The organism is Phormidium pseudopriestleyi FRX01, assembly GCF_017313335.1.
In the GTDB taxonomy this organism is placed as follows: Bacteria; Cyanobacteriota; Cyanobacteriia; order Cyanobacteriales; family Laspinemataceae; genus Laspinema; species Laspinema pseudopriestleyi.
On record NZ_JAFLQW010000542.1, the window covers coordinates 1 to 12,791 of the forward strand.

Here is a 12,791-nt window from a genome sequence, read left to right on the forward strand (position 1 = left end):
GAGGGTTTTGCCATCGGGGGTGACTGCCACGGACCACACTGCTGCGGAATGTCCTTGGCACAACACCAAGGGTTTACCCTCAACTTGCCACAGATAAATTTCCCCATTGGCATCTCCGGTGGCAAACCACTCCCCATCAGGACTAAATGCTGCGGATAAAACTGTCCCAAAGACCGTCGTAAAGGTACAATATTTTAAATTAGCTTGGGCTAAATTGACATTTCGTAAATTAGCTGATGTAAAATCAGCCCCTAAGATTACCGTATCCTGGAGGTCACTATTATCCAAAGCATTGGGGTCAAGTTTTAATAGTAATGTGACGGCATTTCCACCGAGATATCCCGCTTCATTTTCGCATTGACCTTGGGTGGATTGGACTAATTCTAATAAGCGAGTTTGGGTCGCTTCTCCGGGTGCAATGCTAGGCAATAATAGCTCTAAAACCGCTTGGGTTAAGGGCGCTTTGCCAAAAGTTTGGGAGAGTTCGGACGGAGGGGGAAACTGTTTGAGGTCCGCAAATTCAGCAAAATCCGGGGCTAAAATGCCCAATTCTACGGCAAATTTGTAGGCAACAAAAAACTCTAATAGTGAGCGATGGGCGGGAGTATAGTCCCCTTCGGCATTGCGAATTAGCATGGTTTGAGCCATCATGTCATAATGCCAGTGGTCTAAATCTTTTTGTTGTTGGACCACGGTACTAAAGAGGCGACGCAGGCGATTGGGAAATTCCCGGAAATTGAGACTCATGCGATCGGTGGAGAGCATTTCCCAAGACAGTTCGCAGAGGAAATATAATTTATCTGCCATTGAGGTAAAAGTGCGCTCAGTTTTAATATCCCGTTCCATTTTTCGGCGCACGGCATAAAAGTAAATTCGGGATAAATCAATGGGTTTTCCTGACTCAATTTCTGGGAGTGCTTCTAAAATTAACTCAATCATCACCGGACGTTTTGCCAAATCCAATAATTTGGCATTGTGCATGACCTTTTCCACCGTTGCTGCTGTTGCCCGTTTGCTAATGACTTCGCGGATTTGGGTGGAATTGAGCTTTTCAATTTCCAGGACTTCAAACTGGGGAGTTGCACCGATTAAATTGGCGGTGGATGCTTTTAATTCCGCATTTAAAAGGGCGCGTCCTTCTTGAGCTTCGGGAAAATGTTCTGTCCGACAGGTGAGGATGACTTTTGACCCGGGAACGACGACTTTGGCGAGTTCCCAAAAGTTATTAATCATTTGTTGGCGATCGACTTTGGCGGCCATTTCATCAAAGCCATCAAAAATCAACAATAATTTCCCCATCCGATTTAATTGTTCAAAGGCAGAGTAACCGGGTAAGCCAATTTCATGCTGACGGAAAAAGAATTCTGAAAACAAGGATTCGACGCTGACTGCTTTAGCATAATCCCGTAAGGGAATGACTAATGGCAGGCGAGGACGGGGAAATCCTTCTTCTTTGGCGGCGCGATATTTTTTAACAGTTTCCCAAGCATAATGAAGGGCAAACCAGGTTTTTCCGGTGCCAAATTCCCCTAAAATTGAGATATGTTCTTTCGCTGGGTCATCCACCCAACGGTTGATATAGCGGTCGATCCAGCCGTTGCGTTCATCGTACCGACTTTTGGCAATGCGTTGGTGAGTGATCGGATCTATTTCTTCTTTGGTACAGGCAAGGGGGACATATAAGCGTTCAATATCTCGCTGCTTGACTTCTGCTTCTAACCAATCGATATATCGACTAAAATCTGCTACTTCGTCGATGAGTTCGTCAAAGGTGTAACAGAATAAAACATCATCATTTTCAACGATATCTACCGCCGCTTGACTAATCCGCCTCGGGGCAACTAACCAGCCTTCATCGGCTTTTTGGATATCTACTGAGTTCCGTAAATGATTGACATCACTAATGGTAACTTCCCCTTCAATGCCCCGGACTACAATGCGATCGAACCCGCGACGAGCGCGGATATTAATAATCCATTCAAAGTAAGTGGGGGTTTGAGCGTCATAAGATTCAAAGTCATATAAAGCTTCTAGCCAGTTGCGTAATTGCCGAGCAAATTCTGACCTAAACCGAGGGGTTTGAGTGGCTGCTGGCAGAATGGGGTCGGGTTCGCTGGCGGTGAGTTTGGCAATTTCTTGGCGGAGGTCTTCCAGGGCATTGAGATTTTCCAGCCGCTCTAAAATTTGGCTGGTATTGTACCGCAAATCTTCAATTTTGCGAAATTCCAAGACTTCGGCAGGGGTGCGGGTGCGGTTGGCAATTTCCATGAAAATGCTGCTGAATTTAGCCAATTCCCGCTGATAGTCAATATGGTTTTCCCGAATTTTATCCCCCAAGGCAAAGCCATCGATATAGGATTCAGCTTCGGTGAGGAGGGTATAGGGGTCGTTGCGATCGAAGGCTTTACGAAAGCCGAGATAAATTTCGTTTTGTCGAAAAAGTTCGAGGACGAGTTGGAGTTGGTCTACGTCGAAGTTATCGAGGTTTTGAATGCCATATTCGACTAAGGCATACCGATAAACTCCGGTAAAATCTGCCGGAGGATGGTCTGCATCAATTTGAAATTTTTTGAGTAATTTAATAACTAATTCGTTGCGTCTAGCGGTATTAATGATGAGGGGAGTGGCAACGCGAGCGATCGCCAGAATCGCCCGAACGATCTCGTCAATTCCTACCATAGTTTTTTCCTCGATCTGCGATGACTAATAACCTCGATAGCAATCCTATCTCAGTTGTGAAATGCTCTCACCCCCAACATATAGCGTTTCTCATGTCCATAAGGTACAGCCCTCACCCCAAACCCCCTTCGACCCTGAGCTCTGAGCCAGTCGAAGCCTGTCCTGAGCTTGTCGAAGGGGGTCGAAGGGTCGAAGGGGGCTTTGAAAAGTACGCGAATGAGTCCGGGAACCGCTATAAGGCGGCCCAAAGCGGGAGAGGGGAGCTTAAGAATTCGTGGCCATGTTCATTACTGGGGGTAAATGGGGTTACGGTGGAGTCCCTGATCAAACCTAACGCAATTTTCCCCAGTTAGCCTAGGGTGGTTAACCCACACTCGATTAGAAAGTGGGGGAAATCCTTGTACAGCCTTCTGTTTATTCTATTCGGTCCTGAGAAATGCTAACGGGGAGACCTAACCCCTTACAAGAGTAGGTTTTTTACGTTTAGGGGGATTTGCCTTTCTATTAACTGCACGAACGGTCCCCGGACCTTGGCAAGGGGAGGGTTAGGGTGGGGTCCTCCTGAAGTGGCAAAGCCACTTCAGGAAAAATTAGTGGGTGGAGTGTCGGAGTGACGTGGCGATCGCCTGAGTTACGAAGAAATAGGTTGGACTAGCCTCTATACAGGTGTGCTCGTCTCCAGTGAGTGCGTTATGTGGCGATCGCCACATAACGGGAGACCCCACCCTAACCCTCCCCTTGCCAAGGTCCGGGGACCGTTCGTGCAGTTAATCTTAAGGTCCAATCAATCACCATAAGCGTAAAAAACCTACCATTGTAAGCCTACGAGGGGAGGGGTTTGGGGAGAGGTCTCTTTCTCCAATTCACCAACGGAGTCCTAACCCAGTCAGGGCGATCGCCTCCCCCAAAACCTCCGGGCACCCAGTCGCTTAAAAAACACGGAAAACCCTTGCCATCAAGGCTTTTCACTCCGCTAAGCCGGACTAAACCGATGCGGAACAGATGGGAATGCAGGGGTAGAGAATGCCCTAATGGGGGACCTCTAGTTTGCACCCCCAACGGTAATCTCCCCCATTAGGGCCGAGATGCTATGTTTCAGATTAGCGAACCAAGATTTACCATAGAAATAACCCCTTGGGAAACTTGTTGATGAGTTACTGTCCGAATCCCGATTGTCCGAATCCGATAAATCCTGACCTGACGATGTTTTGTCGCACCTGTGGTACCAAGCTGGTGTTGGGACAACGGTATCGTTTGGTCAAACTCATCGGGACGGGAGGGTTTGGTAGAACGCTGTTGGCACTTGATGAGTTCAAACCCTCGAAACCGCAATGTGTGGTTAAGCAGTTTTATCCCCAATCCCAACAGAATTCGGAGAAGGCGAATCAATTATTTCAGCAAGAGGCAATTCGTCTGGAACAATTGGGCAAACATTCCCAAATTCCTGAACTGTTTGCTCATTTTGAACAGGAAAATAGTCAATATATTGTCCAGGAATTTATTGATGGACAAAATTTAACGGAAGAACTCGCTGAACAGGGTCGATTTTCTGAATCGGCGATTGTTAGTCTGCTGGAGGATTTATTGCCGGTTTTAGGTTTTGTCCACAAAGGTAAGGTGATTCATCGGGATATCAAACCGGAAAATATTATTCGGCGTCGTCACGATCGCAAGTTAGTTATAGTCGATTTTGGGGCGGCTAAATATGCCACGGGAACTACCTTAAATCAAACCGGCACTACTATTGGCACTAAGGGTTATGCGGCACCGGAACAAACCTTTGGCAAGGCGGTATTTGCCAGTGATCTCTACAGTTTGGGGGTGACTTGTATTCACTTGTTGACGACCCGAGAACCGTTTGAAATGTATGATGCGATGGAAAGTACCTTTGTCTGGCGAGAGTATTTAGGTATCAATAAAGTGAGCGATCGCCTCGCCACGGTTCTGGACAAGGCGATCGAAAGTAGTGTGAGACGGCGCTATCAATCTGCTGAGGAACTCATGCAAGGGTTGAAGGCCGCCCCGTCCAACGTGAGTAGGACCATCACACCCCAATCCCGATCGCCTGCACCGACTCCCCAACGGGCGATCGCCCCGGTGCGAGTGAGCACGCCTCCGGTTACTGTGTCGGAAATTGGCAGTTTGGTGGGACATGGTGCGCCGGTTAAAACGGTTGCCATTAGTGCCAATGGTCAACTGTTAGTTAGTGGCAGTCGTTCCGGGATTAAATGGTGGCAACTCCATGAGGGTCAAGAATTACCCACCCTTCGCAGCAGTTGGCCCGAGGAACCCTTTGCCGGGGTGAGTGCGGTGGCTTTTTCCCCCGATGGCCGACTGTTGGCCGCAGGCAGTGGCGGGGGGGCGATCGCCTTGTGGGATGTGACGTTACGGCGGATTCTGCGCCTGCTCAAAGCACCTGCGGCGGTCAAATCGGTGGCCTTTTCCCCCGATGGCCGACTGTTGGCTGCTGGGGGAACTGATGGGGCGATCGCCCTCTGGGAGACGGCCTCTTGGCGGCTATTTCGCCCTTTGAATGGTCATTCCGCTGCGGTGAACTCTGTGGCCTTTTCTCCCGATCGCCGCACTTTAGTCTCTGGAAGTGAAGATACTTCCATTGTGTTCTGGGATGCGACAACCCAGGAGGATCAACAGACGGGATGGGGACGCTCAGGGGCTGTGAATGCGATCGCGATTTCTCCCTGTGGTCGCTTCCTCGCCAGTGGTTGTGCCAATCGCACAATTTTGTTGTGGGAACTGCCCTCAAGACAGCAAATTGGTACTCTCACCGGACATTCCACCGGGGTCAATTCCGTGGCCTTTTCCCCCAATGGAGAAACCCTAGCATCGGGAAGTGATGATACTTCCATTGTGCTATGGGATGTGAAAACTGGACAAGAAAAGCGCACTTGCTGGGGGCGATCGGGGGTCGTCCATGCCGTCGCCTTTACTCCCGATGGCAATACCCTAGTCAGTGGAACCGAGGATACAACGGTTAAAATTTGGCAGTTGCGGGGATAATCTTCACCGAACCCGAACAGGTTTTATTCCTCGTCGAGTCTTAACTCAATCTCGGGTTTTCTGTCTAAGGGCAAGATGATTTCAAATTCAGTGCCGATTCCCTCTTGGGAGTTAAGATTGAGTTGACCTTTATGCTTGTCTCGGACAATTTCATTACTAATGGCTAATCCTAATCCTGTTCCTTTCCCCACAGGTTTGGTGGTGAAAAAAGTATCAAAAATTCGCTGTTGAATTTGAGCGGGAATTCCAATCCCATTATCGGCAATTCGGATAATGACTGCGGATTGGTCTTCGCGGTTGATCAGTTCCGTGGCGATCGCCAACTGCGGTTTCCAAGTTTGATTCCCATTCAAATTTTGGGATTCTTTCTCTTTCCGTTCTAATAAAGCATCAATGGCATTTCCCAGCAAATTCATAAACACTTGGCTCAACTGCCCCGAGTAGCAGTCCACTAACGGCAAGTCTCCATAATTTTTAACCAGTTCAATATCATACTTGATTTGATTGTTTAAAATCAACAGGGTACTATCCAAACATTCATGTAAATCTGCTGGTTTACGCGCCGTTTCATCCAGATGAGAAAAGTTTTGTAACCCGCCGACAATCTTCGTGAGTCGGTCGGAACTCACCACCAGAGATTGCACCAGCTTGGGTAAATCTTTCCTTAAGAACTCTAAATCAATATTCTCGATGGTTTCGATAATTCTTTCCGAAGGAGTCTCCATTTCCTCCTCATACACCGACACCAGTTCTAGCAAATCTTGACAGTAGTTGGCTAAAAATCCCATATTTCCTGAAATACAATTCACGGGATTTTTAATTTCATGAGCAATTCCCGCCACCATCCGCCCTAAAGATGCCATTTTTTCCGTTTGAATGGTATGGGAACGGGTTTGCTCTTGCAGCATCTGGGTGGTGAGTTCATAGACTTGAGATTGGGCGATGAGTAACTGATGAACGTCTAAGAGGCGATAGACATCCGGTTCCATCTCGACCACAATTGGTTCATAGAGAAACTCGGGCGATCGGCCTAAAGATTGCCTTGCCGCCATGCCAATGGGTAGATAGCTGGGAAAGGTGAGAGGTTCGATTTTTGTAAAGTTATGTAAGGCTTTTAATGGTCTTCTGGAGAATAATTCTAGCCCGTAGGGACGGCTCAAATGTTCCAAAAATCTCCGTCGAGAAATCGTGCCAACAAACTTACCCGAGTCGGTTAAAATAGCGCCGGGAAGCAGTGGGTTTTCGGCTAAGGCTTTGGCTAAGTCGGATCCGGGACAGGTGACTTCTATTTCAAAATCAAACAGGGTTAGGTCCGCAAGAGTAGAGTCTAACGTAAGTTTACCAACCAGTCGGTCTGGGGTAACGGGAACGAATTGTTCTAAATTTTTCACGGATGTTGCAAGCATTACGGGTTTCCTCGTGAGGGACAATGGGTATCATGAGAAATTAAAAAGTTATTTATTTTACAGAATGAATTTATTTTACAATACATCTTTCCTCTAGATTAATTCCTTAAAAAAGTTTAATTTAAAATTAACCTGGAATTAACCTAGGACCGAGAGACAGGAGTCACAAATTAGGTCAAACAACCGGCTGGACCTAATTTGTTACGAATTAGCAAAAAATTGGTAAAAAACCCCGGGTTTTCTTCTTTCTATGATACCCGAATCCTTGGGGTAAGTTTGACCACAGGATGAAAAATCCCGAGGGAATGAATTGAAGAAATCCTATTAATCTGTAGAGACTTGTAAATCCGTAAATTCCGACAAGTCCCCAGGCAAACCGGGAGGGGTTTAAAATTGCGGATCTGTTAATTTTCGTGACAAATTGAGCAGTCACGACCCCCTTGCTTGGCTCGATAGAGGGCCTGATCTGAGGAAGCAATGAGATCTTCTAAGCAGTCATGTTTTGTGGGGATGACTGTAGCAATGCCGATACTGAGGGTGATCCGATCGCAGACTTTGGAGTTCCGATGGGGGAGATGGAGGGTGGCGAGGGCCTTACGGATGCGATCGGCAACGGCGATCGCCCCATCGGCGAAGGTATTAGGCAAAATCACGGCAAATTCTTCCCCGCCATATCGCGCCACTAAATCCTCCCGACGACTGCCACATTCCTTTAAAACTCGTGCCACCTGTTGCAAACAGCGATCGCCAGCCTGATGTCCGTAGGTGTCATTATAGTCCTTAAAAAAATCAATATCGCATAACAGCAGGGATAGGGGTTTTTTCTCCTCCGTGACGCGGTCCCATTGTTGAGACAAATAGCGATCAAACATTCGCCGGTTCGCGACTTGAGTTAATCCATCTAAAGTCGCCTGTCTGTGTAACTCTTGATTCGCTACTTCCAGTTTCTGATACAGTTTTTGGAGTAATTCTGTGGCTAATTCGTGAATGTGGGCATGGGCGAGTAATAATTGATGCACGTCCAACAAGCGATAGGTTCCCGGGGCTATTTCAACCACAATGGGTTCATAAAGGGAATCGGGCGATCGCGACAAAACCCCCTGAACCGCCGCGACAATGGTGACAGAACTTTTAAACCGTAAATATTCAATTTGAGTAAACCGATATAAAACCTGAATCTGCCGTTTGAAAAATAATTCTAACCCGTAAGGCCGGGAAAGCTGCTCAAAAAATCTTCCCCGAGAAATCATCCCTAACAGTTCACCTTCCCCCAGCAAAATTACTCCGGGCAGCAAGGGATTTGCATTAAACATTTCCGCCACTTCCCGTCCCATCACTTCCGCATTCACCTGATAATTATAAAGGGAGAGCGCCGATAGAGTTGACTCTAAATGCAACGTTTTCATACAGACGCGATCGGACAGTAAGAAGGATGAATCTGGAAAGGACTGATTTATAATAGAAGAGTTCCCCAGATCCATTGTGTTCGATGTATAAAGTTTCATGTCTTCTCCGTCATTTAGAAAGTTTAGCATTGCCTATTTCAGGGGTGAGTTAGCCCTTGGGATTATTGAGCCGTGAGGGCTCACCGGGGTTGACTAGAGTCTGTCTATTGATTTCCGGTCAGAAACATCGGGCGAGGGGGTACAATAAGGGCAAAATCCGCATAAGAATATCCTAAACCGATTCAGGAAATTTCTGGGCAATCTTACAGATTTTTTAATGTTTTGATACAATTACTGAGGATCATGCTGATCCAGGAGGAATTTTTTATAGACCATTCATGAATTGGATAAGATTAAATTAAATTTTATTTAATGTTTTGTTAAACTTTAAATTAGTTTAAGCCCGGTTTCAATCATCGGTTACCCTGATGATCCCGAGGGGTGGATCCGGGAAAGCCGATCGCCCAGGTGGGACTATACCCGGGAAAAAATCGAGTGGGGATCAGCCCAGGTGGAGGCGATCGCCAACCACAGGTTTTCCCTTATTCCTTGTAATATGATGAAGACGGTTTGCACTTGGCTCCAACCTCAAGGGCATCCAGAGATTCTTTTGTTCTGGGTTCATTCCCGTTCCTTTCCTCGGAGGATTGAAAGCAAAGGGCGACCTTACCCTATAAACAATCTGGACTGCTCAGGGGACTTTCTCCCCGGATTAATTGATATAGAAGCTCCTCACTGCGAAAAATAGGCCGAACCGCATGATGAATCAAGTACACTACGCCTTTACCCTGTTTATGAGTCTGCTTGTAGAGGCTCTGCCATTTTTGCTCCTCGGGGTGTTGTTATCCAGTGCATTGTTGTTGTTCGTAGATGAAACAAAGCTCATTTCATCCATCCCTCCCAACCCGGTCCTAGGGGCCTTAATCGGCAGTTCCATTGGGTTTCTGTTTCCCGTCTGCGAGTGTGGCAACGTCCCCGTGGCGCGACGATTACTGATGCAGGGGGCATCCCCCTCAGTGGCAATTGGGTTTTTACTGGCGGCTCCCACGGTGAATCCGATTGTGATTTGGTCCACTTGGACCGCATTTCGGGACCAACCAGAAATTGTGGTGTTGCGGGTGGTCTTTTCCCTGGCGATCGCCACGATTATTGGCTCAGTCTTTAGTCTACAAAAAGATTTAACCCCCTTCGTACAACCGATGGTGGCACGGGCGATCGCTCAATCCTCTCGGGCTAAATCCTCGGGGACCCCCACAAAAAAAGATTGGTCCTCAGATTCTGAAAACTCCTCCCCCCTGTTACAGTCAGGAACGTTTTTATTAGGCAATCCAGGCAGTCCCCAGCGCCTAGATGCCACCACGATGGAGACGATGTTATTGGCGTCGAAAGCCGGAAATTTGGGGGGGACAGGGGCGGCACTCACAGGCGATCGCCTGTTTTCCCAGCGACTGCGGTTGTTTGTCGAGAATGTCATGGCTGAACTGCGGGAACTCGGAGGGGTCCTCGTCTTCGGCAGTGCGATCGCCGCCATCATTCAAGTCGCCGCACCTCGGGACTTAATTCTCAGCTTAGGACAAGGCCCCATAACTTCCATTATTGCCATGCTCGTCCTCGGCGCTGTCGTGTCAATTTGCTCTACGGTAGATGCCTTTTTTGCCCTCTCCTTTGCCTCCACCTTTACCACCGGCTCCCTGTTAGCCTTTTTAGTTTTTGGACCGATGATTGACATCAAAAGTATCGGACTAATGATGTCGATTTTTAAACCAAAACCCCTGGTTTACTTGTTCTTAATTTCCGGGCAGTTAACCTTTTTACTCACCCTGGCTTACAACTTGAAATTTAGCTAGGAGAAATCAGGGATAAAGCGGGAAGCTGGCTTAAAAATGGGTTGAAATCTCCAAAAGGCAGCCCTCACCCTAAATCCCTCTCCCAGGGGGAGAGGGACTTCTAGCTCCCCTTCTCCCCCTGGGAGAAGGGGTTGGGGGATGAGGGTTCGGTGGAGACATTCGCATCATCAAGATGCACCCCAAGAATGAGTTGAAATCTCCGCCTCCATTCCCTCACCTCTCCCTCCCTTGCTCGCCCATCACGTTCCTATTGCAACTGGAAACCTTCACATCTAATATGGCTGTTCAATCTTCCAAAATTTTCCGATTTTCAAGCTGGGGACCCTGGATCGAAGTCCTCTCGATCTTAGCTTGGGGTGTATTACTCCTCAAATATTGGGTGAGTGGGGAATTAAATATCCTAATTCACCCCAATTTCTTTGCCCTCACTAACGGGACTGGAGTATTGTTGATTCTGCTTGCCTGCTATAAGGGTGCTCAATTGGTCCATCAACAGAGGCGATCGCGACGGGTCCGCAATCGAGGCGCGAACACCGCAACCCCCGAGATGCAGCATATAACCCTGTTTCCTCCCGGATGGAGTGCGACGTTGCTCTTAGTCACTGCTGTGCTCGGTTTCCTGATTAGTCCGAGAGTCTTTGCCAGCGAAAAGGCAATGATGCGGGATGTCAACGATTTTTTACCCGTCACCCAATCCCAACCCCAAGCTTTTCGCACCGCCAGAAAGCCCGAAGAGCGATCGCTCATTGACTGGGTACGAACTTTAACCGTTTATCCCGAACCCGATGCTTATACCGGGCAACAGGTCAATGTGCAAGGGTTTGTCATACATCTACCAGACTTGCCCGAGGAATACTTCTTAATTTCTCGCTTTGTGATTACCTGTTGTGCGGCAGATGCCTATCCCGTCGGACTGCCGGTGAAATTGTCCCAAAGTCGCACGGCGTATCCCCCCGATACTTGGTTAGAAATCCAAGGAGAAATGAGTACGGAAATTTTGGGCGATCGGCGTCAATTGACAATTGTTGCGAATTCCATTCAGGAAATTCCCGAACCCCGAAATCCTTATGAATATTAATTGATGGGGTTCCCTGAACTAAAAACCGGGTAAGTTAAACTCGGTTTTTAACCCCTGCCCTCCCAAAGTGCATTTTGCGCCCCATGAACATCAGGATATCCCCGATAATCGGGACTGTACCAAGTTGAATCGCTATTCGGAGTACGATGTAAGGGTTCCAAATCGCCCAAACGTCGGTAAATCTTCATACCAGGCTAATGCTTGCCGATGCGGACTATTTTGAGTGTCATCCGGGGTAAAACCAGCCCTCTGGCTCAAAACAACATTCCAATCTGCGGCATCAATCTCCCGTCCATTTCTTGTCTGAGTTATCGGTTCCTCAGACCCCGCCACATTTTGATAATAATTATCAGCAAATGTGACATTTTTCCAAACCGTAACTTCCGGGTCGTTCCGGCTTCGTAAAGGCGACGGTAAAGAGGATTGGCTGAAATCGTGAGGGTCGATAGTGGTCATCATCAAGTCAGCGGGGTTATCCTCAGTTCCCCACAAATTCGGGAAGAAAGTTCCCATGCGTTGAATGATTTCACTGTTGATAACTGCTCCTTGACCCACGCCAATGAAATGCATCGGCGACTTAAAGAATGCGTTGTTGTCTAACTGTTGGTTTAAGCTAACCAAAGAAGCGAACATTGCATCGGCTGCGGCTTCAGCAAACCCAGAGTTATAGCCGGTTTGGTGAGGGGTCATTTCTAAGTCGGGGATGAGAACTAAGGGAGAGCCGAATTTACTTTCTGGGATGTTGTAAATTTTGGTGCCTTGGTTATTGCGCCAATACCATTGACCTGTTCCCGCTTCATAGTACATGACTAAACCGCCATCATTTTCTGGGGAGAAGGGTTGGGTGATGTGCAACGCCATTTGTTCAAATTGTTGATTGATTAGATTGGGTTGAACTTCCAATCCCCGAGTTAATACTGTGATGCTACTAAAAGCGTTTCCATCAATACTGGGTTGGACCGCTTGCGGTGTTTTGAACTGACTATCCTTAACAATCGGCGTCGGTGAGCCATTAATCACTGCTTCTATGGCCCAATGATACTTCTGACCCGCCGTTAACATCCGGTCATCAGGCAGTGTAAACTCGTCTTTTGAACCCGCTTGAGAGCCCCCATTCCAAGTCCACACACCCTCTTTCCAAGTCGCCGTTAAAATCCGATTCGGATTGTAATCCCTTCCTGCTGTTAGTGAGTCTAATTCCGGCCAAGTATCCCCCGGTAACAACCCCTCTCCCTTCGGAAACACGCTCACATAAAGCCTTACTTCCTTCACCTCATCCGGGTCGATCGCACCACAAACATCATCCTCATCCTCATCC

At 47.7% G+C, this 12,791-nt stretch carries 7 protein-coding genes and 1 pseudogene; 3 read left to right on the top strand and 5 right to left on the bottom strand.

Going from position 1 to position 12,791, the window contains the following annotated elements:
* Together J0895_RS20590 and J0895_RS26520 are read right to left on the bottom strand one after the other, a co-directional pair.
* Window positions 1–2,679, bottom strand: a 2,679-nt coding sequence (locus tag J0895_RS20590) for an NACHT domain-containing protein (protein ID WP_207089870.1), incomplete at its 3' end; no start/stop codon positions are given.
* Window positions 2,680–3,269: 590 nt separating this feature from the next.
* Window positions 3,270–3,404: a hypothetical protein gene (locus J0895_RS26520; RefSeq protein WP_277989876.1), complete on the bottom strand. Its 135-nt coding sequence runs from the start codon at window positions 3,402–3,404 to the stop codon at window positions 3,270–3,272.
* Window positions 3,405–3,828: 424 nt separating this feature from the next.
* Between J0895_RS26520 and J0895_RS20595 the strand changes: the two genes are divergently transcribed.
* Window positions 3,829–5,697 (top strand): protein kinase domain-containing protein, encoded by a 1,869-nt coding sequence (locus J0895_RS20595; protein WP_207089871.1) that lies wholly within the window; start codon window positions 3,829–3,831, stop codon window positions 5,695–5,697.
* A 23-nt stretch (window positions 5,698–5,720) separates the two neighbouring features.
* Here the strand turns inward: J0895_RS20595 and J0895_RS20600 are convergent, their stop codons facing one another.
* Both J0895_RS20600 and J0895_RS20605 read right to left on the bottom strand, forming a co-directional pair.
* The gene (locus J0895_RS20600) at window positions 5,721–7,103 is read right to left on the bottom strand and encodes a sensor histidine kinase (protein WP_207089872.1); all 1,383 of its coding nucleotides are present in this window, start codon (window positions 7,101–7,103) and stop codon (window positions 5,721–5,723) included.
* A gap of 404 nt (window positions 7,104–7,507) precedes the next feature.
* Complete coding sequence (locus J0895_RS20605) at window positions 7,508–8,638, bottom strand: GGDEF domain-containing protein (protein ID WP_242541462.1); 1,131 nt, start codon at window positions 8,636–8,638, stop codon at window positions 7,508–7,510.
* 668 nt (window positions 8,639–9,306) lie between these two features.
* Between J0895_RS20605 and J0895_RS20610 the strand changes: the two genes are divergently transcribed.
* Together J0895_RS20610 and J0895_RS20615 are read left to right on the top strand one after the other, a co-directional pair.
* Window positions 9,307–10,395, top strand: a complete 1,089-nt coding sequence (locus tag J0895_RS20610; RefSeq protein ID WP_479724812.1) for a permease — start codon at window positions 9,307–9,309, stop codon at window positions 10,393–10,395.
* Window positions 10,396–10,672: 277 nt separating this feature from the next.
* Window positions 10,673–11,473: a TIGR03943 family putative permease subunit gene (locus J0895_RS20615; RefSeq protein WP_207089873.1), complete on the top strand. Its 801-nt coding sequence runs from the start codon at window positions 10,673–10,675 to the stop codon at window positions 11,471–11,473.
* A gap of 132 nt (window positions 11,474–11,605) precedes the next feature.
* On the opposite strand, the pseudogene J0895_RS20620 reads toward J0895_RS20615, so the two are convergent.
* Window positions 11,606–12,791: pseudogene (locus tag J0895_RS20620) on the bottom strand (DUF4114 domain-containing protein); the annotation flags it as partial.